The sequence below is a fragment of the Ensifer sp. LC384 genome, assembly GCF_001695865.1.
GTDB lineage: Bacteria > Pseudomonadota > Alphaproteobacteria > Rhizobiales > Rhizobiaceae > Ensifer.
This window is the reverse complement of record NZ_MBST01000024.1, coordinates 38,123-64,562: the sequence shown is the minus strand read 5'-3', so window position 1 is coordinate 64,562 and position 26,440 is coordinate 38,123. Positions and strand designations below refer to the sequence as shown.

28 protein-coding genes are annotated in these 26,440 nt (G+C 62.4%); 6 read left to right on the top strand and 22 right to left on the bottom strand.

The annotated features are described in order from the left end of the window. Position 1: 1 nt before the first annotated feature. Positions 2 to 736 carry an aspartate/glutamate racemase family protein gene (locus tag BC363_RS19675; RefSeq protein WP_065783593.1) on the top strand — a complete coding sequence of 245 codons (735 nt, stop codon included), beginning with the start codon at positions 2 to 4 and terminating at the stop codon, positions 734 to 736. Positions 737 to 820: 84 nt separating this feature from the next. Here BC363_RS19675 and BC363_RS19670 read toward each other — a convergent pair whose 3' ends face one another. The 9 genes from BC363_RS19670 to BC363_RS36010 form a co-directional block, all read right to left on the bottom strand. Further along, complete coding sequence (locus BC363_RS19670) at positions 821 to 1,813, bottom strand: ABC transporter ATP-binding protein (RefSeq protein WP_065783592.1); 993 nt, start codon at positions 1,811 to 1,813, stop codon at positions 821 to 823. Continuing rightward, on the bottom strand, positions 1,810 to 2,796 hold the full coding sequence (locus tag BC363_RS19665; RefSeq protein ID WP_065783591.1) for an ABC transporter ATP-binding protein: 987 nt from the start codon (positions 2,794 to 2,796) through the stop codon (positions 1,810 to 1,812). The genes BC363_RS19670 and BC363_RS19665 overlap by 4 nt, the downstream gene beginning before the upstream one ends. Further along, the gene (locus BC363_RS19660; protein WP_065783590.1) at positions 2,789 to 4,279 is read right to left on the bottom strand and encodes an amidohydrolase family protein; all 1,491 of its coding nucleotides are present in this window, start codon (positions 4,277 to 4,279) and stop codon (positions 2,789 to 2,791) included. Before BC363_RS19660 ends, BC363_RS19665 begins: the two co-directional genes overlap by 8 nt. Then, positions 4,276 to 5,469, bottom strand: a complete 1,194-nt coding sequence (locus BC363_RS19655) for an amidohydrolase family protein (protein WP_065783589.1) — start codon at positions 5,467 to 5,469, stop codon at positions 4,276 to 4,278. Before BC363_RS19655 ends, BC363_RS19660 begins: the two co-directional genes overlap by 4 nt. A 3-nt stretch (positions 5,470 to 5,472) precedes the next feature. Continuing rightward, positions 5,473 to 6,423, bottom strand: a complete 951-nt coding sequence (locus BC363_RS19650; RefSeq protein ID WP_065783588.1) for an ABC transporter permease — start codon at positions 6,421 to 6,423, stop codon at positions 5,473 to 5,475. 9 nt (positions 6,424 to 6,432) lie between these two features. After that, positions 6,433 to 7,404, bottom strand: coding sequence for an ABC transporter permease (locus tag BC363_RS19645; protein WP_065783587.1), 972 nt, complete (start codon positions 7,402 to 7,404; stop codon positions 6,433 to 6,435). Positions 7,405 to 7,463: 59 nt separating this feature from the next. Continuing rightward, the gene (locus BC363_RS19640; protein WP_065783586.1) at positions 7,464 to 9,026 is read right to left on the bottom strand and encodes an ABC transporter substrate-binding protein; all 1,563 of its coding nucleotides are present in this window, start codon (positions 9,024 to 9,026) and stop codon (positions 7,464 to 7,466) included. A gap of 416 nt (positions 9,027 to 9,442) precedes the next feature. Continuing rightward, positions 9,443 to 10,012, bottom strand: coding sequence for an HlyD family type I secretion periplasmic adaptor subunit (locus BC363_RS36015; protein ID WP_244519912.1), 570 nt, complete (start codon positions 10,010 to 10,012; stop codon positions 9,443 to 9,445). Beyond that, the gene (locus BC363_RS36010) at positions 9,904 to 10,332 is read right to left on the bottom strand and encodes a hypothetical protein (RefSeq protein WP_244519911.1); all 429 of its coding nucleotides are present in this window, start codon (positions 10,330 to 10,332) and stop codon (positions 9,904 to 9,906) included. Before BC363_RS36010 ends, BC363_RS36015 begins: the two co-directional genes overlap by 109 nt. A gap of 59 nt (positions 10,333 to 10,391) precedes the next feature. On the opposite strand from BC363_RS36010, the gene BC363_RS36005 reads away from it, so the two are divergent. After that, entirely contained in the window at positions 10,392 to 10,592 is a 201-nt protein-coding gene (locus tag BC363_RS36005; RefSeq protein WP_083223507.1) for a hypothetical protein, read from the top strand. Between the two features lie 34 nt (positions 10,593 to 10,626). Here the strand turns inward: BC363_RS36005 and BC363_RS19630 are convergent, their stop codons facing one another. The 9 genes from BC363_RS19630 to BC363_RS19590 all read right to left on the bottom strand — a co-directional run bounded on the left by BC363_RS19630 (position 10,627) and on the right by BC363_RS19590 (position 19,183). After that, positions 10,627 to 11,658 carry a histone deacetylase family protein gene (locus tag BC363_RS19630; protein ID WP_065783610.1) on the bottom strand — a complete coding sequence of 344 codons (1,032 nt, stop codon included), beginning with the start codon at positions 11,656 to 11,658 and terminating at the stop codon, positions 10,627 to 10,629. 30 nt (positions 11,659 to 11,688) lie between these two features. Then, positions 11,689 to 12,192 (bottom strand): GNAT family N-acetyltransferase, encoded by a 504-nt coding sequence (locus tag BC363_RS19625; protein WP_348272167.1) that lies wholly within the window; start codon positions 12,190 to 12,192, stop codon positions 11,689 to 11,691. Between the two features lie 63 nt (positions 12,193 to 12,255). Further along, entirely contained in the window at positions 12,256 to 13,203 is a 948-nt protein-coding gene (locus tag BC363_RS19620) for a 3-keto-5-aminohexanoate cleavage protein (RefSeq protein WP_065783585.1), read from the bottom strand. 10 nt (positions 13,204 to 13,213) lie between these two features. After that, a complete protein-coding gene (locus BC363_RS19615) occupies positions 13,214 to 14,581 on the bottom strand; it encodes an aspartate aminotransferase family protein (RefSeq protein ID WP_065783584.1) in 1,368 nt (455 codons plus the stop codon). Between the two features lie 12 nt (positions 14,582 to 14,593). After that, complete coding sequence (locus tag BC363_RS19610) at positions 14,594 to 16,231, bottom strand: N,N-dimethylformamidase beta subunit family domain-containing protein (protein ID WP_065783608.1); 1,638 nt, start codon at positions 16,229 to 16,231, stop codon at positions 14,594 to 14,596. Between the two features lie 8 nt (positions 16,232 to 16,239). Then, positions 16,240 to 17,004, bottom strand: coding sequence for an amino acid ABC transporter ATP-binding protein (locus BC363_RS19605; RefSeq protein WP_065783583.1), 765 nt, complete (start codon positions 17,002 to 17,004; stop codon positions 16,240 to 16,242). Then, entirely contained in the window at positions 17,001 to 17,660 is a 660-nt protein-coding gene (locus BC363_RS19600) for an amino acid ABC transporter permease (protein ID WP_065783582.1), read from the bottom strand. The genes BC363_RS19605 and BC363_RS19600 overlap by 4 nt, the downstream gene beginning before the upstream one ends. A gap of 13 nt (positions 17,661 to 17,673) precedes the next feature. Further along, entirely contained in the window at positions 17,674 to 18,321 is a 648-nt protein-coding gene (locus BC363_RS19595; protein ID WP_065783581.1) for an amino acid ABC transporter permease, read from the bottom strand. Between the two features lie 79 nt (positions 18,322 to 18,400). Then, positions 18,401 to 19,183, bottom strand: coding sequence for an ABC transporter substrate-binding protein (locus BC363_RS19590; protein ID WP_065783580.1), 783 nt, complete (start codon positions 19,181 to 19,183; stop codon positions 18,401 to 18,403). A 141-nt stretch (positions 19,184 to 19,324) separates the two neighbouring features. On the opposite strand from BC363_RS19590, the gene BC363_RS19585 reads away from it, so the two are divergent. Continuing rightward, entirely contained in the window at positions 19,325 to 20,284 is a 960-nt protein-coding gene (locus BC363_RS19585; protein WP_065783579.1) for a LysR family transcriptional regulator, read from the top strand. 22 nt (positions 20,285 to 20,306) lie between these two features. Here the strand turns inward: BC363_RS19585 and BC363_RS19580 are convergent, their stop codons facing one another. Continuing rightward, positions 20,307 to 20,726 (bottom strand): thioesterase family protein, encoded by a 420-nt coding sequence (locus tag BC363_RS19580; RefSeq protein ID WP_065783578.1) that lies wholly within the window; start codon positions 20,724 to 20,726, stop codon positions 20,307 to 20,309. A 226-nt stretch (positions 20,727 to 20,952) separates the two neighbouring features. Between BC363_RS19580 and BC363_RS19575 the strand changes: the two genes are divergently transcribed. Beyond that, complete coding sequence (locus BC363_RS19575; protein WP_065783577.1) at positions 20,953 to 21,528, top strand: nucleoside 2-deoxyribosyltransferase; 576 nt, start codon at positions 20,953 to 20,955, stop codon at positions 21,526 to 21,528. 14 nt (positions 21,529 to 21,542) lie between these two features. On the opposite strand, the gene BC363_RS19570 is transcribed toward BC363_RS19575, so the two are convergent. Beyond that, positions 21,543 to 22,331 (bottom strand): pentapeptide repeat-containing protein, encoded by a 789-nt coding sequence (locus BC363_RS19570; protein ID WP_083223506.1) that lies wholly within the window; start codon positions 22,329 to 22,331, stop codon positions 21,543 to 21,545. A gap of 479 nt (positions 22,332 to 22,810) precedes the next feature. On the opposite strand from BC363_RS19570, the gene BC363_RS19565 reads away from it, so the two are divergent. Then, the gene (locus BC363_RS19565; RefSeq protein WP_065783576.1) at positions 22,811 to 24,208 is read left to right on the top strand and encodes a PLP-dependent aminotransferase family protein; all 1,398 of its coding nucleotides are present in this window, start codon (positions 22,811 to 22,813) and stop codon (positions 24,206 to 24,208) included. 187 nt (positions 24,209 to 24,395) lie between these two features. Continuing rightward, the gene (locus tag BC363_RS19560) at positions 24,396 to 24,806 is read left to right on the top strand and encodes a DUF983 domain-containing protein (protein WP_053252046.1); all 411 of its coding nucleotides are present in this window, start codon (positions 24,396 to 24,398) and stop codon (positions 24,804 to 24,806) included. A 353-nt stretch (positions 24,807 to 25,159) separates the two neighbouring features. Here BC363_RS19560 and BC363_RS19555 read toward each other — a convergent pair whose 3' ends face one another. Further along, positions 25,160 to 25,765 carry an alkylhydroperoxidase domain protein gene (locus tag BC363_RS19555; protein ID WP_065783575.1) on the bottom strand — a complete coding sequence of 202 codons (606 nt, stop codon included), beginning with the start codon at positions 25,763 to 25,765 and terminating at the stop codon, positions 25,160 to 25,162. Between the two features lie 20 nt (positions 25,766 to 25,785). Next, a complete protein-coding gene (locus BC363_RS19550; protein WP_065783574.1) occupies positions 25,786 to 26,403 on the bottom strand; it encodes a CMD domain protein in 618 nt (205 codons plus the stop codon). Positions 26,404 to 26,440: the final 37 nt, after the last annotated feature.

Below are 26,440 nucleotides of genomic sequence, written 5' to 3'. Positions count from 1 at the left end.
CATGCGCATCCTTCTCGTCAACCCGAACTCCACCGCCTCGATGACCGAACAGGCGCACCGTAGCGCCGAGCGGGTTGCCGCACCCTCAACGCTGGTGGAGTCCGTCAACCCGACCACAAGCCCCGCCAGCATCGAGGGTCATGCAGACGAGGCCATGGCGGTGCCTGCGATGCTTGCCGAGATCCGCGCCGGCGAGGCGCGTGGGGTCGATGCCTATGTCATCGCCTGTTTCGACGATCCGGGCCTCGGTGCTGCGCGTGAAATCGCACGCGGACCGGTCATCGGCATCTGTCAGGCGGCCATACAGGTGGCGATGAACATCGCCACGCGTTTTTCCATCATCACGACCTTACCGCGCTCGGTGCCGATCATCGAGGACTTGGTCGATGCCTATGGTGCCGGCCATCGTTGTCGCAAGGTGCGTTCGGTGGACATGCCCGTGCTGGCGCTTGAGGAGGACCTCGCCCATACGGAAGAAATGCTCGTGCGGGAAATCCTGCGCGCCAAGCATGAGGACGGCGCCGAAGCGATCATTCTCGGCTGTGCGGGCATGTCGGAACTGTGCGATCGGCTGAAGCTGAGGACCGGCATGCCGGTGATCGATGGCGTAACCGCTGCAATCAAGCTCGCCGAAGCGCTGGTTGGCGCCGGTTACTCCACCTCCAAGGTGGGTGCCTATGACTATCCGAGAGTCAAGGCACCGACAATCGCCCGCATTGCGGATTCAGTAGCTTAAGAAACATCTGCAAGCAACTGAAAACAAAAAGCTCCGGAGGAACGATCCTCCGGAGCTTTTCTTATTCTGCTGATGACGCTTGGACTATGCCGCCTGCGTTGGCTTGGCCGGTGACGCTAGAGCTTCCCCGACGCGGTGGCACGCCGCACGGGAACCATCGGAAAAGCTTCTCATCGCGGGGCGTTCGCTCTTGCAGCGGGCATCGGCCAACGGACAACGCGGGTGAAAGGTGCAGCCCGATGGCGGATTGAGCGGGCTCGGCACTTCGCTTGCCGTGATGCTGCGCTGGCGCTTTGGTTCGGCAATGTCAGGAATCGTCTCAAGCAACAACCGCGTATAGGGATGGCGCGGATTGGCGAAAAGCGTCTCCGTGTCCGCCTCCTCGACGATGCGGCCGAGGTACATCACCGCGATCCGATCCGACATATGGCGGACCACGCTCATGTCGTGGCTGATGAAGAGATAGGTGAGCCCCATCTCATCCTGTAATTTGCGCATCAGGTTGAGGATCTGAGCCTGCACCGAAACATCGAGCGCCGAGGTCGGCTCGTCGCAGACGAGGAACTCGGGCTCGCCGGCCAGCGCACGCGCGATCGAAATGCGCTGACGCTGGCCACCGGAGAACTCGTGCGGAAATTTCGAACCGTCCGAAGGCGCAAGCCCGACAATGCGCAACAGCTCGCCGACACGCTCCATCACCTCTGCTTCCGAGTTGCGCAGCTTCAGTTCGCGCAGCGGCTCGGCGATGATGTTCTTTACCCGCCAGCGCGGATTGAGGCTGGCGAAGGGATCCTGGAAGATCATCTGGGCGGAAAGAGGCTCGCCGGAACGACCTGGAGCAAAACGAACCTCGCCCTCCGAGGCCCGATAGAGACCGGTGACGAGGCGCGCCACCGCCGACTTGCCGCAGCCGGATTCTCCCACCAGGCTGAGGCAGCCACCCATCGGCACAGTGAAGCTGATGTCGTCCACCGCTCGCACGAACTGGCGTGGCTTGCGCTCCAGGACCCGGTTCAGCCACGGGGCCGACACATCGAAATTGCACGTCAGATCGTTGACGGTCAGGGCGTCACTCATAGAACTCCTCCTGCATTGAGCCAGCAAGCGCTGACACCGAGGCCGACCGGGGTCGGCTCCGGGCGATCTTCACGGCAACGCCGCCCCGCTTCGGGACAACGCGGATTGAAGGCGCAGCCGCGCGGGATGGCGTTCAGACGCGGCATCGAGCCGTCGATCTGGTTCAGCCGCTCGACCCGACGGCCGAGCGCCGGGATCGAGCCCATCAGCCCGCGCGTATAGGGATGGCGTGCATTGCGCAGCACTTCTTCCACCGGGCCGATCTCGACCAATCGCCCGGCATACATCACCGCGACGCGATCGGCTGTCTCGGCGATCACGCCCATGTCATGGGTCACGAGCATGACGGATGTGCCATGGTCGTCGCAGAGACGACGCAGGAGAGAGGTGATCTGCGCCTGGATCGACACATCAAGAGCCGTCGTCGGTTCATCGGCGATGATCAGCTTCGGCTCCGCCGCAAGCGCAAGGGCAATGACCACACGCTGCCGCATGCCGCCGGAGAACTGGTGCGGATAGTGATCGAAGCGGGCCTCCGGTGCTGGAATGCCCACTTCCTTGAGCAGATGGATGGCGCGTTCCTTGGCACCCTGCTTCGACAACTTCAGGTGAAGGCGGATCGTCTCGACCAGCTGCGCGCCGACGGTAAAGAGCGGGTTCAGCGATGTCAGAGGATCCTGAAAGATGGCGCCGATCTGCCGGCCGCGCACGCCCTGCATCTCCGTGTCGGAAAGCTGGTCGATGCGGCGGCCCGAAAGCCAGACCTCGCCGCCGGATATCCGTCCCGGCGGTTCGAGCAGGCCCTGCACGGCAAGGCCGGTCATCGACTTGCCGGCGCCGGATTCGCCGACCACGCCCAGGATCTCGCCTGGCCGAATGCTGAGCGAGACGTCAGACAATGCCGCAACAGTGCCGTGCCGTCCGGGAAACTCGACGCAAAGTCCTCGCACGTCGAGAACCGGCGATGTTACGAGCTCACTCATGCCGCAGTGCCTCCAAGGGATAGCTGGGTGGGAAGATTTCGCTGACGGGAGGATGCGCCCAGCTGCGTTCGGGATATTTGGCAATCAGCCCATCGAACTGCCGCTGCGCCTGCCGGCGTGCCGCGTCCATGTCGACGCCAGCCACCTTGCCCTCGTGCATGGACAACCGGCCGTCGACGAAGACTGTCTTGGTGACACGCCCCGAGCCGCCCACGACCAGCGTCGTGATTGGGTCGATCGCCGGCGCCATATGATGATCCATCAGGTCGAAGACCGCGATGTCAGCCCGAGCGCCTGCCTCAAGCCGCCCGAGATCGCTGCGTCCCAAGGCCTTCGCTCCGCCCAGGGTGGCGGCATCGAAGAGATCGGCACAGCTGACGGCTGCGGTATCGCCCTCGACGACGCGGCAGGTGATGAGGCCGACAAGCAGGTTCATCAGCATGTCGGGCGGCGTCGTGTCGGTGCCCATGGCGATGTTGATGCCGCGCTCCTTGACCGAGCGGAAGGAGTTGAGCGTGCTGCCGCCCCGTGCCGAGACCAGCGGGCAATGGACGATGCTGACGCCGTTGTCGGCATAGAGCTGCAGGTCGTTGACCGTTGCCTGCGTGGCGTGGGGTGCGATCAGCCGCGAACTCAGGAAGCCGAAGCTCGCCATCCACTCCGGCGCCGTCTTGCCATGAAGGCGACGAACCGTGTCGACCTCCATCGTGCCTTGCGCGGCGTGAAGCCTGATCGGGCAATCAAGGTCACGCGCGGCATCCGCCGTTTGCCTGAGCAGGCGTTCCGTGCACGTCTCGACCCGGTCGGGCGCCAGCAGGCCGCGAACCAGGCCGCCATGGCGGCCGTCATGATCGCGGATGAAGCCGATGGCGTCGTTGAGGCCCTGCAGCCCCCTCGCCTCGTCGAACACGGCTTCGAGCTGTCCCGGCGCTTCCAGCACCATGCCGCCGGATCGGTAGGCGGGGCTGAGATAGACGCGCAGGCCGAGATCGCCGGCAGCATCGGAGGCTGCGGCGAATTCCTCGACCGTCTCGCCCCACTCGCGGTAGAACAACGACGCGATTGGCGCCGCAGTCGTGATGCCGTTGAGCAGCAGCTGGGCGAAGGAAAAGCGCTTCTGAAACGCCAGCTCCTCCTGCGTGTACATTTCATAGGGACCGCGCTCGACGTAGGATCGCGGCCAGACCCGGCCCTTGGCCCAGCCGGGCTGATGGTCGACCGCAAGAATCGTCGTGTCGAGATCCGACAGGGCGTCGAGATCGATCAGGCCGGGGCTGATCATTGCCGCACCGAAATCGATCCTGCGCGCCACCTCGCCCTCGAAGTGCGGCCCAACATATAGCAGGCGGCCGCCTTCTATGACCACTTCGCCATTCGGGATCAGACGATGGCTACCGTCACGATGGCCGAGCACCCATTGGGCAGTCAGCAGCGTGCGGCCTTCGGCGCGCGCGCCGAGCTTCAAATCCATGAGATCGATCATGGGATGGCCACCTCCGCGACACCGTTACGGGCAATGACGCGACCGCGCTTGACGACCAGCGGACGCGGTGCGACTTCGACGACGGCATGGGCGAGCGTTTCGCCGACGAGCAGGGTGAAATCGGCATTGCAACCGACATCGAGGCCATAGCCGGCAATGTCCATGACGTCAGCTCCACCGGTCGAGCAGACATGAAGCGCGTGCTCCAGATCGACGTCACGGCGCAGCCCGTTCTTCATGCCGAGGATGCGAGCGCGGTCCATCATGTCGGGCTGGCCCCAGGGTCCCCAGGTATCGCGAATGCCATCGCAACCGGCGGCCACTTTCACGCCAGCCTCCTTGAGGCGCATGATCGACGGTACCGTCGAGGACGGCGAGCCCGTCGTGACGATGCGCACATCGAGATCGGCGATCTGTTCGATAAGGCCGGCGACCCGCAGGTAATCGGGAGCGCCGAGCGCAAAGGCGTGGCTGATTGCAACCCGCCCCTGCATGCCGAGCGCGCGAATGCGCTCGAACATCATTTCCATGCTGAAGGCGCCAAGTTCGCCGGCTTCATGCAAGTGGATATCGATTGGCTTGCCATGTTTTTCGGCGAGCCCGAAGACCGTATCGAGGTGTCCCTTCGGATCGCGATCGATACCACAAGGATCAATTCCGCCAAGGACTTCCGCGCCATCGCTCAGAGCCTGGTCGAGAAGCTCGACGGTGCCCGGCCGCGTCACCAGGCCCGATTGCGGGAAGGCGACGATCTCGATGTCGATGATGCCATCGAGCGCCTCGCGCGTCTCGATGATGCCTTCCATCAGGCGCAGGCCATGGGTGGTATCGATGTCGACATGGCTGCGAATATGGCTGGCGCCGTTTGCCGCCAGCAGGACTGCCTGGCGCATGGACTGGCGATGCGGATCGATGCCGATCTCAAGCCGCTTCTCGCGCTCGAAATCGATCCGTTCGCGCAGCGTCGCGACCTTGGCGTTCTCGTGCCAGGGCATGCCCCAGACGGACTTGTCGAGATGGGTGTGGGCTTCGACCAGACCGGGAATGGCGATGTGGCCACGACCATCCTCGATCGCCACGCCGTCAGCCTCAAGGTTCTCGCCGATCGCGTCGATCTTGCCGTCGCGGATCAGGATATCCGTCGGTGCCCCGCCGTGGGGACGGACGTTACGGATCAGAAGATTGGACATCGTTCACCTCAGTTTCGGATTGAGTGCGTCGCGCAGCCAGTCACCCAGAAGGTTGACCGAGACGACGAGAAGGCAAAGCTGCAGCACCGGGAACAGGACGACCCACCAGATGCCGGAGAAGAGGAACTGGTTGCCGAGGCGGATGAGCGTCCCGAGGCTCGGCTGGCTCGGCGGCATGCCGATGCCGAGGAAGGAGAGTGTCGCTTCCGTCAGGATCGCCATGCCGAAGTTCAGCGTGGCGGCGACCATGATCGGCGTCAGCGTGTTCGGCAGGATGTGGTTGAGCATGATCCGCCGCGCCGGCGTCTTCAGGAGGCGAGCCGCCTGCACATATTCCTTGCCGCGCTCGACGATCGTCTGGGCGCGCACGGTTCGGGCATATTGAACCCAGGCGCTGAGCGTGATCGCCAGCACGAGGACAGCGCCCGATCCGACATCGCGCAGCTCCGGCGGCAGCATCTGTCGGGCAACCGCGCTGACGAGAATGGCGATCAGGATCGTCGGGATCGACAGCAGAACGTCGCCGATGCGCATCAGGATATTGTCGATGATCCCGCCGAAATAGCCGGCGATGAGACCGAGGCTGAGGCCGACTGTCAGCGACAGGATCACCGAACAGACCCCGATCAGGATCGAAATACGTGAACCGTAGAGAATGGCCGAGAGCATGTCGCGGCCCTGGGTGTCTGTGCCGAGGATAAACGGCCATTGACCATCGGCCTGCCAGATCGGCGGCAGCTCCGAATTCCAGAGATCGAGCTGGGCCGGATCGAACGGGTTCTGTGGCGCGATCAACGGCGCGGCGAAGGCCGCGGCGATAAGAGCGAGGAGGATCAGCGCGCCGGCGATTGCCGACGGGCTGCGGGTGAAAGACCACCAGAGATCGCTCTGGCGCCAGCGCGTGAGCCGGCCCGCCTTGGCTATCGTGGTTGTTTCCTGAGCCTGGTCAGTCATGGGGCGGCCTCAGCGTGTGGCATCGCGAAGACGCGGATCGATGACCGCATAGGCGATATCGACAAGCGTGTTCAACGTGACGAAGATGAAGGAGACGATGCACAGGTAGCCTGCCATCACCGGGATATCGAGGAAGGTCACCGCCTGGATGAACAGCATGCCCATTCCCGGCCATTGGAATACGGTCTCGGTGATCAGAGCGAAGGCGATCAGCGATCCGACATTCATCGCGGTCATGGTGACGACCGGCATCAGACAGTTTCGAAGCGCGTGCCGGAAGTTGATGCGCCACCGCGGTACGCCACGGGCGCGCGCGAACTTCACGAAATCCGAGCGCAGCACCTCCATCATCTCGGCGCGAACGAGCCGCATGACGAGGGTGATCTGATAGAGCGCAAGCGCAAAGGACGGCAGAAGCAAGGATGCGCGCCCGGATGCGGTCAAGAGGCCGGTGCTCCACCAGCCGATCTGGACGACGTCGCCGCGGCCAAAGGCCGGCACCAGACCAAGCGAAACGGCAAAGACAAGGATCAGCAGAATGCCAACGACAAAACTCGGCAGGGAGACACCGATAATGCTCACGAACTGCAGGCCCTCCGAATACCAGCGGCCGCGATGGATCGCCGTCAGAACGCCGAGCGGAATGCCGATCAGCAGCGACAGGACCGTGGCCACCAGAGCCAGTTCGATGGTGGCAGGGAAACGTTCGGCGATCAGCGTCATCACGTCCTGGCCGTTTCGGTAGCTGATGCCGAAATCGCCTTGGGCCGCGTTGACGACGAAGCGCACATACTGGCTCAGGAACGGATCGTTCAGACCGAGCTTTTCGCGCAGTTCGAGCCGGTCGGCCTGCGACATCTGTTCGTTGGCCATCAGTTCGACCGGGTCGCCGGCGAAACGAAAGATCATGAAGGCCATCAGCGCGACGGCAAGCATGACCAGTACGGCATTAGCCAGCCGCTTGATGAGAAAGACAATCATTGGGTTTCCCGCTCAATGAGAAACCCCGACAGAGCAGGCTCTGCCGGGGCAATGTGGGCTCAATCACCGATACGGGTCAGCCAGTGGCGCGGCTTGTTGTCGGCGCGGATGGTGACGTCGGTCACTTCCTTGGACATCGCCCATGCCATCGGCTGCTGATGCAGGGGGATCATGATGACCTGATCCTTGGCAAATTTCAGCGCTTCGGTTTCGATTGCCAATCGCTTGTCGCGATCCATTTCGACGGCGGCCTTCTTCACCATCGCGTCGAGTTCGGGATAGGACCAGCCGCCATAGTTGGCGACGCCGGCCGCACCTTCGCGGGTCGAAAGCACCTGGATCAGGATCGAATAGGCATCGAGCGTCGGCTCGTTGGCCCAGCCGATCATGAAGGCGTCGGACTTGCCGCCGGCGCGCTTCGGCGCCTGCACAGCGCGCGGACCGATATCGAGCGTCGGCTTGAGGCCGACACGCGACAGCATCGAAACGAGCGCGCTGCAGACGTCTTCCTCGTTGACGCTTTCGTCGTTCATGCAGACGAGCGTGAACTCGGTGCCGACAGCGCCCGCTTCCTCCAGCAGCTTCTTCGACAGTTCCGGATCATAGGCGGTCGGCACGTCGAGTTCGGCGCTGTAGCCCGGGATTTCCGGCGCGACCATGGTGCCGGCCACGTGCGACTTGCCGCGCATGACGCGCTTGAAGATCAATTGCCGGTCGATCGCGTGATCGATCGCCTGGCGGACCTTGATGTCGTTGAAGAAGTTTTCGCGGCCGTCAGCGAGCTTGTCCTTACGGTTGAAGACGAGGTGGATCGTGCGCAGGTCGGAGCGCTCGACAACCTTGATGTTCGGATCGCTCTTCAACCGATCGAGATCCTGCACGGGCGCGCCGTCGGTAAGGTCGATCTCGCCCGACAGGAGGGCGGCGACGCGGGTCGCGGCCGACGTGATCGGCGTGAATTCGATGCGATCGAGATTGTGCTTCGGCGTATCCCACCAGCCGTTATTCTTGACGAGCACGGTCTTGCTGTCCGGCACACGCGCTTCAACGATGAACGGCCCGGTGCCGTTGGTGTGATAGGTGGTGTAACCCTCGACCTTGCCGCCGACATCGGTCGGCAATTCGGATTTGTTCTCGATCAGCCAGTCCTTGTCGAACATGAAGATGTTGGTCATGTCGTTGAGGAACAGCGGGCTCGGCGAATTCACTTCGATGTCGACGGTGTAGTCGTCCACCTTCGTCGTGGAGACATAGGCCGGAATGTTGCCGCGCAGGGGCGACGTCGGGTGGCTGACGCGTGCCATCGAGGCAAGGACGTCGTCGGCGGTAAAATCGGCGCCGTTCTGGAACTTCACGCCCTTGCGCAGGTGAAAGCGCCAGACCTTTTCGGAGACCAGTTCCCACTTGGTGGCGAGTGCCGGCTCAACGACGAATTCCGGCGTGTAGCGCGCCAGGCCCTCATAGACGTGATTGAGGAAAGCCAGGTTCGACGTGCTGCCGTAGGAATATGGGTCGAGCGAGAAGATATCCCGCGGGCTGCCCCAGCGCAGCGTTTCGGCCGATGCCGTCGAGGCGAGAAAGGCGAATGCCAACCCCGCAAGGAGATGCTTTCTCAGTTTCATGTGGTTCCCTCTGTTTTTCTCATCCGTCGCCGTGCCGACCCTGTCGGTCCGCGATCCCTCGATCGCTGAGGCTGACAACGCTAGATTTGAAGTTGTTGGCGTTAATGTCAACTATTTTGTCGACAATTTTGTTGGCAAGAATTAGCGAATGCCGTTTTATGGGGAAAAGCGGAGCGAATTCAGCGGCTTTGAAGCGGCGGCCTCTTGCAGACCTGACGCGCGAAGCGGGTTGCCAGCCTACTTTTCCCGGCAGGGTGCCGTTAACGAAAGGCACGATGGGCTGAGCGAAGAGCCATCTCGGCAGACCGCATGCGGCCGCGAAACAAAAACAGCCCGCCCCGCCATGGTCGGATGACCGGACGGGACGGGCTGTAACTCGTTCGAAACGGCCGAACGATCGCGAATCTCGGGCTGGCTCAGCTTTCGCGAAAAGCTCGACTGACCTGATCCATCAGCGGCTTGATGAAATAGGACGCAACACTGCGCTCGCCCGTGGTAATGAACGTTTCGACCGGCATGCCGGGCATCAGGGAGACATTGCCAAGCCTTTGGATCTCTTCCGGCGTGATCGCGATGCGGGCGACGTAGAAGCTTACACCGGTCCGTTGGTCGACTGACACGTCAGCGGACACCCGTTCGATCGCGCCAAAAATTTCCGGCGTCGTCTTCTGGCTGAAGGCGGAGAAACGCAGGATCGCCCTCTGCCCGGAATAGACCTGATCGATATCCTGCGGCGCGACCTTGGCGTCCACGACGAGCTTGTCGATGTCCGGCACGATCATCATGATCGGCTCGCCCGGAGCGACCACGCCGCCAACGGTGTGAACGGCGAGCTGGTGCACGATGCCGTTCTGTGGCGCAACGATATCAACACGCTTCAGCTGATCTTCGGCCGCAACCTTGCGCTCGACATACTCGCCGATCCGGGCATCCATTTCACGCAGGTCCGTTCCGACCTCTTCCGCCCATTGCTCGTCAACCTGAATGATTGCAGCGATGTCTCGGCGATCTTTTCGTGCACACCGGCGACGCCGGCCAGCAGCCTGCCCATCTCGCCGTCGATATCGGTTGCCTGGCGCTCGAGCGTGCTGAGACGGCTCTTTTCCATCAGCCCTTTGTCGTGCAGGAAGGTGTAACGACCGAGTTCTTCTTTGATCAGGATTCGCTCGCGGCTGCTGGCGGTCCGCTCGGCCTCCATGCCGCGGATCTCGTCGTTCAACTGCTGCACGCGCCGCTCCAGTTGTCGCTTCTTGCTCTCGCGCACATCCCTGCGGCTTTCGTAGAGACGTTGCTCAGCATGCATCATCGCAGCAACGTCCGGATCCCCAGCGCGCGACACGAGCGTTTGCGGGAAGGCATTCCTTCGTGCCGATCGATGATGCAAAAGAGATCATCGACGAATATGCGATCTGCCTGGCGGAGCGCCGCCATTTGCCGCTGATCCGCGGTTTCATCGACGAGGCAAGCCGCCTGTTGCCCGACGTTGGCGAGACGTTTCGCATGCCGCTTCCTTCTCAGAAAGCTATAGCAAAAACAATCAACTCGGCGTCATCTATGACACAATAGATTAAAACTTCCGTTCGTTGACGTAACGGTAGCCTCAGAGCTTGGCGGCAGCGCCGAAGCCCGTGAGAAAAGACGTCAGATTGTCGGCCAGCGCATCGCAGAGATAGCCGCCCTCCTGAACGATGGCCGTCGGCAGGCGCAAGTCGGCGATCGCCGCGCCGATTCTTGCAAAGCCTGATGTCGACACCGACAGGCCACCGAAGGGGTCGCCCTCGAAGGCATCGAGGCCGAGCGCCACCACCAGCGCGTCCGGCGCGTAGGCGCGGATCCGGCGGAAGGCGACGTCGAGGGCCGCAAGGAATTCGGCGTCGCCGGACTTGCGCTCCAGCGGCAGATTGAGGTTGTAGCCAAGGCCGGACCCCTCGCCACGCTCGTCGGCGTGTCCCCAGAAGAAGGGGTAGAAGCGCACGGGATCCGCATGGATCGAGACCGTCAGCACATCGGCGCGATGATAAAAGATACCCTGCGTGCCGTTACCGTGATGCAGGTCGATATCGAGGATCACGACACGCGCCGCATTCGACAGAAAGCGCTGCGCCGCAACGGCGGAATTGTTGAGGAAGCAGAAGCCGCCGGCGACGTCGGCAAAGGCATGATGTCCGGGTGGGCGGCAGAGCGCATAGGCGGCGCGATCGCCAGCCATCACGGCGTCAACCGCATCGACCGCGCTCCAGGCGCTCCAGCGCACGCTCTCCCAAGTTTCTCCGGAGATCGGACATGCGGTGTCCGCCATGTGATATCCGGCCTGCCCCACCGCGGAAGCCGGGTATCTGCCATCACGAGCCAGCGGGTGAATGTTCGGGATCACTTCTTCAGAGGCTTCGGCGATGCGTTGCCAGCGGGCGTAGATATGCTCGAGGAAATCGAGATACTCGGGCGTATGCACCGCGGCAATCGGGCCAAGCCCGTGATCACGCGGGCGAAGCATCGTGCATCCGGCGTCGCGAGCGCCGATCAGCAACCGCTCGACCCGCTCGGGCTGCTCCGGGTTCGGCTGCGGCGCACCACTCGAAAGGAAAGCCTTCGGATCGTGTCGCTTCTGTTCCTGCGCGTAGAATGCTTTCATCGTGTCTCCAATTCCTGCGTCGTCAAACATTCAGCCTTCAGCGAGCGCCACGAAGGCCTCGCCATAGGCGGCATGCGCGCGATCTTTCGTCTGCCAGATGATGCCGAGACGCTCGTAAAGGCGCTGCGCCGGCACGTTCTCTCCGTCGACTTCCAGCCGCAGATAGTCTCCGCCGCGCGCCTTGGACCATGTCGCCACTTCGCGAAGCAGGCGCTCGCCGATACCAAGGCCACGGAAGCGGTCATCGACATACAGGTCCTGCACGAAGACGCCCGGCCGCCCGCGCCAGGTCGAGAAGATCGGAAAGAACAGGCAAAGGCCGGCAAAGCCTCCATCCACCTCGGCAATTAAACTGCCGAAAGCAGCGTCCGGACCGAAGCCGAACCGGCGGTAGTCGTCCACTGAACAGGTGACTTTATCCGCCATATCGAGCCCACGCCCCATCGCCAGGATCGCCCTGTGTATGGCGCCGGCGTCCTCGATTTTACCCGCTCGAATGCGGATATCCGCGATCATGCTCTGCGTCGTCGTCACTTCTATCCCCTTTCACTGCCGGCGGCCGACGACCGCAGGCAAAGCGTGCCCGAACCGCCGGCGTCAGAATGCCACCTGATCTCCGCCTTTGAGGCCGAGAAGATCACGCGCCTCCTTAGGGCTGGCAACCTCCAGTGACAAGGCGTCGAGAACCGTGCGGATACGGTGAACCTGTTCAGCGTTGCTGGTCGCAAGTTGACCGCGGCCATTGTAGAGGCTGTCTTCCAGTCCCACACGCACGTTGCCGCCCATCGCCGCCGCCATGGTGATCATCGGCATCTGATGCCGGCCGGCGGCAAGTACCGAGAACGAGTAGTCGTCGCCGAAGAGCTTGTCGGCGATCCGCTTCATGTGCGTCAGGTTTTCGGGGTCGGCGCCGATGCCGCCCAGAATGCCGAAGACGAACTGAATGAACAGATGGCCGGAGACCAGTCCACGGTCGCGGAAATGCGCCAGCGAATAGAGATGGCCGACGTCGTAGCATTCGAATTCGAACCGCGTTCCGCATCCCTGACCCAGCCGGGTGAGGATGAACTCCATGTCGGCAAAGGTGTTCTTGAAGATCGAGCTGCGGGTCGCCTCCAGCAGTTCCGGCTCCCAATCGTGTTTCCAGGTGGTCGGTTTGTCCAGCGCCGGAAACAGGGCAAAGTTCATGGATCCCATGTTGAGCGAGCACATTTCCGGCTCAGCGCGCAATGACGCCGCCAGGCGATCTTCAAGCGCCATCAAGGACGAGCCGCCGGTAGAGATGTTCACGACGGCGTCGGTCGACTGCTTGATGCGCGGCAAAAACTGCATGAACAGCGAAGGGTCGGCGGACGGGCGTCCGTCAGTCGGGTTTCGCGCATGCAGATGCAGGATCGAGGCGCCCGCCTCGGCCGCTGCGATTGCCTCTGAGGCGATCTGGTCCGGCGTGATCGGCAGGTGGGGTGACATGGTCGGCGTGTGCACCGAGCCCGTCACCGCGCAGGTGATGATGACCTTCCTGCGCGACGTCTTGGTTTTCGTCATGATGTCGATCTCAGCGGTTGGCGGGAAGGTTGAGCTCGTCGGCAAGCTGCTCGAGCACGTCGCCGAGGATGGCGACGATCTCGCCAATCTGCTCCCTGGTGATGATCATCGGCGGGCAGACCAGGAAATGATCGCCTTCGACGCCGCCCCGGGTGCGGCGGGAATAGATAATCAGCCCGCGCTCATAGGCGAGATCGACGACCCGCTGATGCGCGTTCAATTCCTTCGGCAGGGGCTTCATCGTCTCAGCGTCCGAGACGAACTCGGCTGCGAGCAGCAGCCCCTTGCCCCTGACATCACCGATGAACGGGAAGCGCTCGGAGAGCGCGACCAGTTCGGCCTTGAGCGCGTCGCCCATAGCGGCTGCATTGTCGATGAGGCCGAGCCGATCAATCTCGTAGAGCACCGCAAGCCCGGCAGCGCAGGCAAGCGGATTGCCGGCATAGGTGAAGCCATGCTGGAAACCGCCGGCGTCGAGCACCGGCTGAACCAGCCTCGACGGCGCGGCCATGGCGCCCAGCGGGCAATAGCCGGAAGCAAAGCCCTTCGACAGCGCGATCAGATCCGGTCTGCAGCCCCAATGGTCGCCGCCGAGGAATTTTCCGGTGCGACCGGCTCCGCTCATGACCTCGTCGTGGATCAGCAGAATACCGTATTTGTCGCAGATTTCGCGGATGCGCTTGTAGTAGCTGTCGGGTGCGACCAGGGCGCCGGTCGACGCACCGCCAATCGGCTCCATGATGAAGGCCAGCACGCTTTCAGGGCCTTCGGACTGGATCCTGTCTTCCAGCATGTCGGCATATTTGATGCCGCGTTGCTCCATCGAGAGATTGTCGCGATCGAGATAGGCGGTCGGCGCCGGCACTTTCGGCATTTCGCGCATCATTGGCGAGAACGGATCGGAGAACGCCGCATAGCCGGTGACCGCCAGAGCGCCGAGCGTGCCGCCGTGGTAGGACGGGAAACGGGAGATCACCTTCCAGCGATCCTTCTGGCCGGTCGCAACCGCCCATTGGCGGGCGAGCTTCAGGCAGGATTCGACCGCTTCGGACCCGCCGGAGACGAAGAAGATCTTGTCCATGCCTTCGGGCAGCTTTTCGGCAGCGCGACGGGCCAATTCTTCCGCCGGTTCGTTTTCGAAGTGAAGGCGATAGGCGAAGGTCACGCGATCCATCTGCCGTTTCATCGCCTCGAGCACGTTGCGATTGCCGTGGCCGATATTGACCACCATCGCACCGCTCGAACCGTCGATTACCCGACGGCCATCCTGGTCCCAGAGGTAGATGCCCTCGGCCCGGTCGACCAGCGGCCGGCGAAGACGCGACTGGTAGAACAGGTGTGAAGCGGGCCGTTCGTTGGAAGCTGTCGTCTTGAGCATGTCCGGTCTCTGTCAGCGTTTGAGGTAACGGTTAAGAACATTGGCGGTGACGCGCTCGACCATCGCGTCGCCACGTTTCAGGGCTGCTACCCATTCGCAGCTGCCGGCGTGGAACACCTCGCCCTTGCCGCGCGGGAAATTGACGATCATGCCGCAGCCGCGCTTGATCCGATCGACGGCCACCTCGTCGGCATCGCCGATCAGCGTTTCGGCGACGAACTTCGCGTCCGCGTCGGAGAGGAACTGGTCGTCGGCGGGAATGTCGGCACTCTCTTCCTTCAGCGACGACATGCCGAGCGCCAAAATTTCCAGGCCGTCCGGGGCGCCGCTATCTGGCGTCGCTTCCGGCAGGCCACCCCGGATGACGTAGTCGAGGCCGTCGACCTCGTAGCCGAAGGCATGACCTTCCGCCCCGAGGATGTCGCCATAATAGATGCCGGTTCCGGCAAAGGCCCAATGCTCCGGCCGGTAGACCGGGAAGCCGCGGGCGCCGCGCGGGGCGCAGCCGCCCCAGCCGACATAGAGCCCACGCGTGGCATTGAGCCCGAAGGTCGAGGCGCCGGGGCGGCCGATCTCCGCCGCTTCCCAGGAACCGGAGGTTCGTGTCGGATCGGCGGAGCGGTAGGCCGGGTCTTCGGCGCGCGAACGATATTTGTAGCACACCTGCCGCTTGCCGCCGTCCTCCAGGCGCGTCTGCCACATGAAGTTGCCGGCAAAGCGCGCGGCATGGCCGCCCCGCTCGACATAGGTGTCGACCGCGTCGCGCATCTCCCAGGTCCAGTATTCGTCGTGACCGACGAAGACGACGCAATCGTAGCCGTCGAGGATTTCCGGGTTGAAATGCAGTTCGTGCTGGCTGGCGAGATCGACGGCATAACCTTCACGCTCGGCCCAGCGGAAGAAATGGCTGTCATAGCTCGCCCAGCCGGAAGAGGCATATTTCTTGGAGTAGCCGTTGGCATAGGCCCATTCCATATGCGGGTAACGTGGCGCCACTGCCATCGGCGAGTAGATCTCGAGCGGCACCCGCGGCGCATCGGCTGGCAGCTCTACGAAGCCGCGGCAGAACGGCCGCTCGATGCTGACCGTCGTTGCATACTGGTCGCGGTTTGGGCCGGTGATGCCCTGGTAGTGGTTCGAGCCACCCCAGGTATTATAGGACGTCCAGGATCCCGTCGCCGCCACCTGCAGTACGCGACCCGGCTTGCGGCCGGCCTCGGGACGGACGATGAAGAGGTGGTGACAGCGAGTGGGCGCCCCGTCGCGGCCTTCGGCTGTCAAGGTGATGCGATAGGCACCGGAGGACCAGTCCTCGCCCACTTGGAATTCAAAGGTCGTCTCCCAGCCGCAGCCGACCACCGAGCATTGATCCGGCGTATCCTGCCACCGCGCGGCGATGCCCTGCCGCTTCACAACCGCCGTCTCGACGGCGCCGTCGCGCACGATTTCCAGCCAGAACTGGGCTGCGGTCGAGCTTACCTGAAGCCGGACGGTTGCACCCGGCGGGTAGGCATAGGCGTCGGTGCAACACCAGATTTCGCCACGCTCGCCGTCCATTCCGGGGTATTCGTAGTAGTGGCCGAGCACCGCCTCGCGGCGCTGCTCCGGCGTCAGCCCGAAATCGGGGAACTGATTGCTGGTCGTCTTCATCGCATCCATCACGCCGCCAGATACTTCTTCAAGAAGGCCCGCGTGCGCTCCTGTTTCGGCTCGCGGAAGATTTCACCCGGTGCGCCCTGCTCGACAACGACGCCGCCATCCATGAACAGCACGCGGTCGGCGACCTCACCGGCAAAGCGCATCTCATGCGTGACGATCAGCATGGTCATGTGCTCGGCAGCGAGCTGCTTCATTACCGCATTGACCTCGTCGACGAGCTCGGGGTCGAGCGCCGAGGTCGCCTCGTCGAAGAGCATGACCTTCGGCTGCATCGCGAGCGCCCGGGCAATGGCAACCCGTTGCTTCTGACCGCCGGAAAGCCGCGAGGGATAGGCATCGACCTTTTCCGCCAGCCCGACTTTCGACAGGAGCTCGACGGCAAGCTCGCGTGCAGCAGCCTTCGCCATGCCCTTCAGGATGATCGGCCCCATCGTGACGTTTTCGATCACCGTGAGGTGCGGGAACAGATTGAAGTGCTGAAACACCATGCCCATCTGCTGGCGAACCGCATTGATGTGGCGCTCGAAGGCCTGACCGCGCAGGTTCTGGTTGACCTGGACACCGTCGAGCCAGACCTCACCGCCGTTGAGCGTTTCGAGATGATTGATCGAGCGCAGGAGCGTGCTCTTGCCGGAGCCGCTTGGGCCGATGATGGCGACGATCTGGCCGCGGGAAACCGACAGGTCGATGCCCTTCAGGACCTGAAGTTCGCCATAGGCCTTGCGGGCACCCTTGACTTCGACCATGGGTCGCTGGGCGGTCATCGTGATACCTCCACGTTCTGTTCGACCCGGCGCAGACCCGCTTCGAGGACGAGGTTTAGGATGTAATAGAGTGCTGCGACCGTGATGTAGAACTCGAACGGCCGGAAGGTCTCGCTGATCGCGAGCTGCGCGGCGTGGACCAGTTCGGCAATGCCGATGATCGACACCAGTGACGATTCCTTCAAAAGCACGATCAGGTTGTTGCCCATGGCCGGAATGGTGTTGCGCACGGCCTGCGGCACGATGAAGTAGCGCAGGGTCTGAAAGCGGCCGAAGCCGAGGCTGCGCGCACCTTCCGTCTGGCCGACGTCCACCGCCACGATACCGGCGCGCAGAATGTCGGCGTTATAGACGGCGAAATGCAGGCCCAGGCCAATGATGCCGGCGACAAGTGCCGGAATCTTGAAACCGAGCTGCCCGAGCCCGTAGTAGATCAGGAACAGTTGCAGGAGCAGCGGCGTGCCCATGAAGAGCCACATGAAGGCGCGCACCGGCAAAGCCACCGCCTTCGGCGCATAGAGCACAACCAGGGCGAAAACGACACCGAAAACGAAGCTGATGGCGGCGGCCGAGACGGTAAGGACGACAGTCCACCAGACTCCCATCCAGAGGATTTCGGCATAGGGCGGAACGACGCTGAAATCGAGACCTTGCATGTGCGCCTCTCCCTCAGGCTATGTCGTAGCGCCGGTCGATGAGATCGACCATCCGCGCGACGACATAGACGATGAGCATGTAGAGCACGGCGGCAACGCCGAAGATCTCGAACGGCTTGTAGGTCGAGCCGATATAACGCTGGGCAGTGTAAGTGAGCTCGACCACGGATATCGTCGATACCAGCGCCGACCCTTTCACCAGAGCCACGGCATTGACGCCAAGTGGCCGGATCATCAACCTTGCCGCCTGCGGCAACACGACCTTGCGCATCGTCTGGAACCGGCTGAAGCCGATCGAACGTGCAGCCTCGGTCTGGCCGCGATCGACCGACAGGATCGCGCCGCGAATGGCTTCGGCCATATAGGCGCCGATGTTGAGGCCGAGCCCGATCACGCCGGCGGCGAAGGGTTCCAGGTTGATGCCGATCTGTGGCCCGCCGAAATAGAGGACGAAAAGCTGGATCAGGCACGGCGTGCCGCGAAACAGGCTGACATAGGCGGAACCGAAGGCGCGCAAAGGCAGAGAGCGCGACATCTTTGCCGCCGCCACGAGAAAGGCGACGACAAGCCCGAGGGTCAGCGAAAGTACCGATATCTCGATCGTGATCCACGCCGGTTCCACGAAGAACGGGAAGACGCGCTGCAGCAGCGAAAAGTCCATTGGAAAACTCCGGGGGGAGAAAGCGACGGTCTCCGGCCGCGACCGTCAGCGGGCGGCCGGAGACGTTAGAAGCGAGGGACTAGCGAATGTCGCTGCCGACCCATTCCATGGCGATCTTCTCGTAGGAGCCGTCTGCCAGCATATCCTCGAGCGCCTTCTGCATCGCAGCCTTCAGTTCCGGGTTGTTCTTGCGGATGGCGATGCCGATGGCGACGCTGCCGCCTTCGATGTCTGGCGTTTCGAGCCGACGGACCTTCTCACCGGTTTCCTTGACGGCAACCATGACAGGAATGTTGTCGACGACGATCGCATCGACGCGGCCGCTCTTCAGTTCCATCATCAACTCGGGCAGGCCCTTGTAGGTGCGCACGTCCCAGCCGCCCTGTTCTCGGGCCCACTTCTCGTGGGTTTCGCCGAGCGTCACGCCCAGCGTCTTGCCCTTGAGTTCGTCGAGTTTCTGAACGGCGGAGCCTTCGGCGACGAAGACGGCGCGGCCGGCATGATAGTACGGGCCGACGAAATCGACGACCTTCTCGCGCTCCGGCGTGATGGTCATGGAGCCGACGACCGTGTCGTATTTGTTGGCGAGCAGGCCCGCGATGATGCCGTCCCATGCCGTCGTTACCAGCGTGCCCTTGACGCCGACGCGTTCAGCGATCGCCTGGCCGATCGAGGCGTCGAAGCCGACGACCTGGTTCTGTTCGTTGACGAAGTTGAAGGGCGGATATTGCCCGCTCATCGCGATCTTCAGTTCGCCCGCAGACTTCACGGCTTCGAGGTCGTCGGCGCGCGCCGAAACTGCGGAGAAAGTTGCGGCAATGGTCAGGGTAGCGGCCAAAAGGCCGGAGAAAATGGTCTTCATGAAATGTTCCTTGCTCCTCTGGACGAATGCGCCTTCTTGTGCGCTTGGGACGGGCATCGAGGCGCCTTCCGAATTTCATGATTGCCTTTGCATCAGCATTGCGCAAATAGATAATGGGAATAGAGGGCATAGATTTCAGGAATGGTAACACCTCGATCTGAACGGCTCGTGTGGGAGCTCGACTGGAACCTTCTGCGCACCTTCGTGGTGATCGCGGAGGTGAAAAGCATTACGCGTGCGGCGGAGCGGCTGAACCTGAAGCAGCCGAGCGTCAGCAACGCGTTAAAACGGCTGGAGGACCGGGTCGGGCGCCGGCTCGTCGAGCGCGACGCGACACGCTTCGACTTGACCGAAGTCGGCCAGCTTCTCTACGAGCAGGCGGTCGAAGTCTTCGGGACCATTTCCCAGCTGCCGCAACTGGTGCGCGGGGTCAGCGACGATGTGACCGGGCATGTGACGATCGCCGTCGCGAGCCATGTGGTGTCGCCGATCTTCGACCGCGCACTGATGGAGTTCCACCGCAACTATCCGCGCGCGACGCTGAACATCTCGGTGGCCGCAAGCGGCGAAGTCACGCGCCAGGTGCGGGAGAAACGGGCTTCCTTCGGCCTATGCCTCGTCAGCGTGCGCGACCCGGCGCTGGATTATCTCCTGGTCTTTCGAGAGTTCTTCGGCTTCTTCTGCGGGCCGCACCACCGGCTGTTCGGGGCGAAGGGTTTGAAACTCGGCGACCTCAAGGGCGAAACGTCCGTCTCGTTTCATACCGATCATATCGCCGACGCACTGCGACCCGTTGCGCTTCTGCGCAGCGAAGCCAAGCTTAACGCCAATGTCGTTGGCGTCTCCTCCAGCCTTGAAGAGGTTCGCCGCATGATCATAGCGGGCCTCGGCGTCGGTCCTTTGCCGCTGCATGTGGCGCGCCGCGACGTGGCCGATGGTGTGCTGTGGCGGCTGCCGCCTTATGAAGCACCGCCTGCCATCGACATCTTCATGCTGACAAATCCCGACAAGGCGATGAACCGCGCCGAAAAGGCCTTGATCACCGGGCTGCAGATGCTGATCGCGGAAACCCCGGTCGAAGAGCGGATCTACCCGGACTGACGAACCGTCGGCCAATGACAGATCACGCTTGAAGCAATGCTTCTGCACGGGCGCGAGCCGTCGGCTCCAAAGCCATTGCCGTGCGCGCCGAAAGATCGAAGCGAACGGTCACGGTTCGGTTGACGGCATGGACAACGTCATCCAGCGTGCCCGACATGATCTGCTCGAAGGTCACCGAGGAACGACCAAGCTTGACGACCCGCGAACGGATGGTGATCAGCGTGCCGGCCTTCGTTTCGTGCTTGTATTCCACTTCCGACCGCACGTCCGCCCAGCCCTTGACCGGCTCGCTTTCAACATCGAGCCCGGCAATATGGCCGAGCAGCTGGAAGCTCGCATCATCGAACATCGCCGCATAGTGGCGGACGTTCATGTGCCCCATCGTGTCGCACATCCACGGATGCGCAACGCCGACATAGGTGGTCAAAGGCTGGCTTGGCATCTGCGGACCTCGCTGAAGGATATGTCTGGACGAAACGGCTGAGAGATAGCGGATGACAAAGCCGCCTGTCCATGCCGTGCCCTCGCCAACTGCTCCTGCGAGCGGCTCAGACAGGTATGGAAATATCGGTGGGTAAGGGCCGGCCACGCGAACACACCCCCTAGGCGCTCACCTGCGACCTCCCTAGGCTGCGCTCCCCAGACGAACTGGGAAATCTGCAAGGAGCATGATCGTGAAAGTATATCTGGCCGGGCCCGAGGTGTTCCTGAGCAATGCCGTGGAGATCCAGGCGCGCAAAGCCGAACTTGCTCGTGCCGCCGGCTTTACGCCGCTCGTGCCCGGCGACCTGGAAATTCCGCCGGCTGAAACCAAGCATGCCCGCGGCGTCGCCATCTACGGTGTGGATGAAGGCATGATGCTGGCCAGCGACATGATCATCGCCAATCTGACGCCGTTTCGCGGCATCAGCGCCGACGTCGGCACGGTCTTCGAGCTCGGCTTCATGTGCGGCCGTGGCCGCCATGTCTATGCCTACACCAATACCTCGCGAAGCTATTATGACCGCATCCTCCACGGCCATTACGGTGGCAAGGCCGCGATGCGCCCGGACGGCCGCATGGCTGGACCGGACGGCTTGAGCATTGAGGATTTCGACATGGCCGACAATCTGATGCTCGATGGCGGCATTTTGGCGCGGGGCGGAACCTTCGTGAAGCGCGAGGTGGCCGAAGCCGACCGCCTGACCGACCTCGAGGCATTCAAAGAGTGCCTGGCGATCGCCGCCAAGCGTCATCTCAGCTGAGTAATCGCCTTCGCTCAGTCGACCGGGCAAGGCCAATTGGCCGGAATGGATAGCCCGGCCGGCAGTTTGGTGGCACTGTCGCCGCATGTCAGGTTGACCTGCTCCTGCTCGAGCCCGGTCGCGGCAGACAGGTCCACACCTTCGATACGCGTCAGGAACATGAACGCATCGGTGAAGTCGATCGGGCCTTCGAAGGTGGAGCCGCTGAATGTGGCGCGCGACAGGTTGGCCATCGGGAAACGTGTGCCCGTCAGAACCGCCTTCTCGAAATTGGCGCGCCCGAGTTCGGCCTTCTCGAAGTCGGCGCCCGTCAACTTGGCGCCGCTGAAATTCGTCCGCTGCAGCTCGGAACTATTGAAAGAAGCGCCTTCCGCCGAGATGCCGGCGAAACTGCTTCGGTAGGCCTCGACCTTGGCGAAATTCGCCTTGTCGGCTCTGGCGCCGGCCAATGACGAACGCACCAGTGTCGCCTTTTCCAGGTTTGCCGCCGTAAGATTGGCGTCCCTCAGATCCGTCAGGGTAAAGTCGGTACTGACGAGATTGCCACCCTCGAGGTCGATGCCACCGAGCATCAATTGTTTCTTGTTGCAATCGCTCCAGTCGACGCCCGGCGCCGACGTCCCCTTGCAGTTCGCGGCATAGGCAAGGTTTGAGAGGGTGAGCGTCACCAGGAATGCAGACAATCCGATGGCCGAACGCTTGCCGCAGGCGCGCACGACGTGTTTGATCCCGACTGTGTCGCCGAACCCACCCTCCCCGGTTGCGACAGATGAACGAATGGGCTTTGGCTTGGGGATCTGCATGGCGCTGCTCCACGGCCCTTAACGTGGACCGGTTCTGTTGCATTTCTCATTTGCGCGCCTCGGCGGCGAAAATAGCCGCAGGATGGCGCGTCACGGCTTAAGCGTATGACATTGTTGCTGTTCGCGCAAATGACAGCCGCGCGATATGGCAAACAAGATTCGCGCTGATGACAAGAGACTGAAACCTATCTGTCTCGACGGCCACGCGCGTCACGACGGGACATTGGCCACCCGGTGCGCACTCAAGACAATTGCAACCGCGTGTCTGCAATAAGCGCCCGGTTCTGAAGTCTCCGGGTAAGTTGAACGTCCAGAAGCTCCCAGGTTTTTTGCAACAACGGAAACGGCGCAACCGTTTCTACCGCTCTCCACACCGATGCGGAGGCGACGAGCAAGCTGGCCCCGCTACGAGATACAGCAGCTTGCGCCAATGTATGAAAACATGCAATATCCATACAATATTGATTTGAGGTGGTGCCATGACCAGGGACGCATCGGATACAACCTGGCTACCGGCGATCCGGAAGGCAAACGGACCGCTCTATATCGCCATTGCCGACGCCATCGCCGCTGATATCGCCGAAGGTCGCCTGTCCGAAGGCACGCGGCTGCCGCCCCAGCGCGCGCTCGCCAGCGCCTTGGGCATCGACTTCACCACGGTGAGCCGGGCCTACAATGAGGCCCGGCACCGCGGATTGGTGGAAGGGCGCGTCGGCCAGGGTACTTATGTCAAGGCGCGAAGGATGAAGGGTCTGCAGCCGGCAGCCGATGGCCTTGTCGACATGAGCATGAATCTGCCGCCGCTTTTCGACGACGCCGCACTGACGATGCGGTTGTGGAGCGACATCAGCAGCCTGCAGGGCGAACACGGCCTCGACCTGTTGATGCGGTATCAAGCGGCAGGCGGCGCACTGCACAATCGCGCAGTCGGCGCAGGCTGGCTGCGACCGCGCCTCGGAGAAATTCCGCCCGAGCGCGTGCTGCTCTGCGCGGGCGCGCAAAGCGCCCTACTCGCAGCGATCAGCAGCCTTGTAAAGCCTAGCGAGGCGATCGCGTCGGAGGCCATTGCCTATCCCGGCCTGCGGGCGCTCGCCGCCCATCTCGGCATCGAACTCATCGGTGTTGCCGTCGACAGAAATGGTATGATTCCAGAGCAGCTTGAAGCCGTTTGCAGAAGCAGAAAATTAAAGGTGCTTTATTGTAATCCCACGCTTCACAACCCGACCACATCGACGCTGTCGCTTGAGCGCCGCAAGGCGATCGTCGCCATTGCGCGCAGCCATGGCGTGACGATCATCGAGGATGACGCCTATGGCGCGCTTCCAGTTTCTACGCCGACACCATTGGCGGCCCTTGCGCCGGATCTCGTCTACCACGTCGCAGGTCTCGCCAAGTGCCTGTCGCCGGCGTTGCGGATTGCCTATCTCGTCGTTCCGGATCGCCAAAGCTGCGTTCGCCTGGAGGGCGCGATCCGGGCGACGAGCGGCATGGCTCCTCCCTTCAATGCCGCGGTTGCGACACGCTGGATCGAAGACGGCACAGCAGGCGAAGTCCTTAGCGCCATCCGCCATGAGGTGACGATCCGGCAGGCGATGGTCAGCCGCTTGCTGCCAAAGAACATTGTTCAGACGAACCAGGAAGGCTTCCACCTGTGGCTACACCTGCCGCCACCCTGGACGCGAGGCGATTTTTCCGGCCGGTTGCGGGCATCGGGCATCAGTGTCGTTGCCAGCGATGCCTTCGCGATCGGTCCAGCGCCGGAGGCGGTGCGCCTCGGCCTTGGCGCCGCCCGAACGCACGAGGAGTTACAGCGCAGCCTGATGACGATTACGGACCTGCTCGAGCAATCCCCAACCGCATCAAGCCTCGTTGTGTGAGCCCTTGCGATTGCCGCCGGCGAAATTGTCGCAGCAATGTATGCATACAATAAATTGACAATGTATGGTTTTGGGCGCTTTAATCCCTGCAGGCCTGAGGCGGCACGCAACGTCCGTCGACCGCACCCAGGCATATCAGCAGGCGCACTGGCAAAGGCTGCGCCGCAGACGCCTGAAAGGAACGCATATGTCTTCGGATCACGATTGGCCTCCCATTCCCCCGATGCAAACCGGCCTGCGCGGCCGTTGTCCGCGATGCGGCCAGGGGCATCTGTTCGAAGGTTTCCTCAAGATGCGCAAAAAGTGCGAGGTCTGCGATCTCGATTACTCCTTTGCCGACCCGGCTGACGGCCCCGCCTTCTTTGTCATTTGCTTCGGCTGTGTGCCGAGCGTCCTGCTCGGCGTCTGGCTGGAGGTGCAGTATAGCGCGCCGCTGTGGATGCACCTTCTGGTGACCGGCCCATTCATGTTGCTGACGTGCATTCCACCCCTTCGGCCACTCAAGGGATGGCTGGTCTCAAGCCAGTTCTTCTACAAGGCAGAGGAAGGAAAGCTGGTGCGCAGGCAGGTGGAACCACCGCTCGCCCCGACCCAATAGGGGTCGGTCGCCGGATTGACGTTAAGCATCAGATGGTCCGCCGTGGCGGCGGGGACGAATACGAACACGGCGCAGGCAATGCCCGCGCCTTGTTCGGTTGGCCCTCAATGAGGCTGAGCGATACGGCATGGGCCCTACCGTCAAAGCCGTTGGCTCGCCTCATGGCGCTGAGCCGTCGGCCACGGAACGGCCGCCGGGGGCGAGGCATCTGCCAGGACCGTGCACTAATACATAATTCTTTAAATCGGAATCGATTTAAGGAATTATGCAGCGATTCAAAGTGTTACAGCGACCTTGGCGCGTCTTAAAAGACGCGCGGCGCTGTATGCCGGCCCGTTCCCCTCAATCTCAGATCATTGCACTGCCGGGGTCGGTTCGCCGAGCGAAAGCATCAGGCGGTTTGCCCAGTTGAAGAAGGCGGCGCCGTGGATGACGTCGGCGATCTCGAGTTCGTCGAGGCCGGCTGCAGAAAGCCGTTCGATGTGGTCGTCACCGAATGTGGGTGGCGTCGCCGTCAGCGCCACCGAGGCCGCAACGATCGCGTTCCAGCGTTCACCGAGATCGGCATTCACACCCTCATCAAGCAGCTTCTGCACGTCGTCGCCACGCTTGGAATGGTGCGAGGCGAAACGTGAATGCACGGAGGCGCAGAAGATGCAGCCGTTCGACCGGGACGCGGCCGTCGCTGCAAGTTCGCGCTCGGCACGCGGCAGGCCCGTGCGGGTGTTGTAGAAGATATCCTTATCCGTCTTCGTTCTCGCTTCGAGAACCGCGGGATCGCGAACGAGCAGGCGGAAATAGGGCGACTTCGCCCGCGATGGCTCGACGAGGCCGACAAGATGCGCCTCCGTCAGGTCGTCCTCCGCAAGCGGCTCAAGCCACGGCGTCCAGCCGATCTCGGCCTGCGTGAACTCGACGGGGCGATTTTCGATCGTAGGCGTGATGATGTGGTCAGTCATGAAAAACGTCCTTCTGAGGCTCAGGCGGCTGCACGCCTGTTGGATGCGGCCAGCAGACCGAGGCCGGCGATCACCCGGATCTGGAACGCGACGAATGAGACGAGCTGCGACAGCGTCACGATACCGTTCGTCGTCCAGCCGGCATCAAGGAGCGCCTGCAGCGCCTTGGGACTTGCGTCGCGCAGGTGGAAGACAAGCAGATGGGCATGTTCCAGCGCTGCGGCGAGCTTTGCTCCAAGCGCTTCGCGACCGGCGTTCGACACCTGGTAGATCGGGCCGGATGCATCCTCGACGCTCAAAGGGCCGGCTGGATATTGCCCATAGGGCCCGACGGCCTGGGCTGCGCCGATCTCGGCCTTCAACACCTCGACCGGCCAGCGGTTTGCTTCGCTTTCTTGCAAGGGACTGACGTAGAACTCGAAGATATCCGGTTGCCGATGCAGCCCGGCGACGAAGCTGGCGATTGCCTGGCGTTCGACCAGCGAAACATCGCCGAGATCGTCGGGTTCAAAAAGTGCGAGATAGCTCTTCTGCGCCTGCTCGCGCGTTTTCGGACGCAGGGTGCGGATACGATCGAGCGATGAGCCCGGCTTGATGCCGGCCAGCAGATCGATGATATCGGGTGTCGATGTGGTCACGATAAGTCTCCTTCCTTCAATTCCGCGGCGTTGCAGG

Bases quoted from the DNA above. Each gene is read 5' to 3' on its own strand.
- BC363_RS19675 (WP_065783593.1), top strand. From the start codon at position 2: ATGCGCATCCTTCTCGTCAACCCGAACTCCACCGCCTCGATGACCGAA.
- BC363_RS19670 (WP_065783592.1), bottom strand. From the start codon at position 1,813: ATGAGTGACGCCCTGACCGTCAACGATCTGACGTGCAATTTCGATGTG.
- BC363_RS19665 (WP_065783591.1), bottom strand. From the start codon at position 2,796: ATGAGTGAGCTCGTAACATCGCCGGTTCTCGACGTGCGAGGACTTTGC.
- BC363_RS19660 (WP_065783590.1), bottom strand. From the start codon at position 4,279: ATGATCGATCTCATGGATTTGAAGCTCGGCGCGCGCGCCGAAGGCCGC.
- BC363_RS19655 (WP_065783589.1), bottom strand. From the start codon at position 5,469: ATGTCCAATCTTCTGATCCGTAACGTCCGTCCCCACGGCGGGGCACCG.
- BC363_RS19650 (WP_065783588.1), bottom strand. From the start codon at position 6,423: ATGACTGACCAGGCTCAGGAAACAACCACGATAGCCAAGGCGGGCCGG.
- BC363_RS19645 (WP_065783587.1), bottom strand. From the start codon at position 7,404: ATGATTGTCTTTCTCATCAAGCGGCTGGCTAATGCCGTACTGGTCATG.
- BC363_RS19640 (WP_065783586.1), bottom strand. From the start codon at position 9,026: ATGAAACTGAGAAAGCATCTCCTTGCGGGGTTGGCATTCGCCTTTCTC.
- BC363_RS36010 (WP_244519911.1), bottom strand. From the start codon at position 10,332: ATGATGCATGCTGAGCAACGTCTCTACGAAAGCCGCAGGGATGTGCGC.
- BC363_RS19630 (WP_065783610.1), bottom strand. From the start codon at position 11,658: ATGAAAGCATTCTACGCGCAGGAACAGAAGCGACACGATCCGAAGGCT.
- BC363_RS19620 (WP_065783585.1), bottom strand. From the start codon at position 13,203: ATGACGAAAACCAAGACGTCGCGCAGGAAGGTCATCATCACCTGCGCG.
- BC363_RS19615 (WP_065783584.1), bottom strand. From the start codon at position 14,581: ATGCTCAAGACGACAGCTTCCAACGAACGGCCCGCTTCACACCTGTTC.
- BC363_RS19610 (WP_065783608.1), bottom strand. From the start codon at position 16,231: ATGAAGACGACCAGCAATCAGTTCCCCGATTTCGGGCTGACGCCGGAG.
- BC363_RS19605 (WP_065783583.1), bottom strand. From the start codon at position 17,004: ATGACCGCCCAGCGACCCATGGTCGAAGTCAAGGGTGCCCGCAAGGCC.
- BC363_RS19600 (WP_065783582.1), bottom strand. From the start codon at position 17,660: ATGCAAGGTCTCGATTTCAGCGTCGTTCCGCCCTATGCCGAAATCCTC.
- BC363_RS19595 (WP_065783581.1), bottom strand. From the start codon at position 18,321: ATGGACTTTTCGCTGCTGCAGCGCGTCTTCCCGTTCTTCGTGGAACCG.
- BC363_RS19590 (WP_065783580.1), bottom strand. From the start codon at position 19,183: ATGAAGACCATTTTCTCCGGCCTTTTGGCCGCTACCCTGACCATTGCC.
- BC363_RS19585 (WP_065783579.1), top strand. From the start codon at position 19,325: ATGGTAACACCTCGATCTGAACGGCTCGTGTGGGAGCTCGACTGGAAC.
- BC363_RS19580 (WP_065783578.1), bottom strand. From the start codon at position 20,726: ATGCCAAGCCAGCCTTTGACCACCTATGTCGGCGTTGCGCATCCGTGG.
- BC363_RS19575 (WP_065783577.1), top strand. From the start codon at position 20,953: ATGATCGTGAAAGTATATCTGGCCGGGCCCGAGGTGTTCCTGAGCAAT.
- BC363_RS19570 (WP_083223506.1), bottom strand. From the start codon at position 22,331: ATGCAGATCCCCAAGCCAAAGCCCATTCGTTCATCTGTCGCAACCGGG.
- BC363_RS19565 (WP_065783576.1), top strand. From the start codon at position 22,811: ATGACCAGGGACGCATCGGATACAACCTGGCTACCGGCGATCCGGAAG.
- BC363_RS19560 (WP_053252046.1), top strand. From the start codon at position 24,396: ATGTCTTCGGATCACGATTGGCCTCCCATTCCCCCGATGCAAACCGGC.
- BC363_RS19555 (WP_065783575.1), bottom strand. From the start codon at position 25,765: ATGACTGACCACATCATCACGCCTACGATCGAAAATCGCCCCGTCGAG.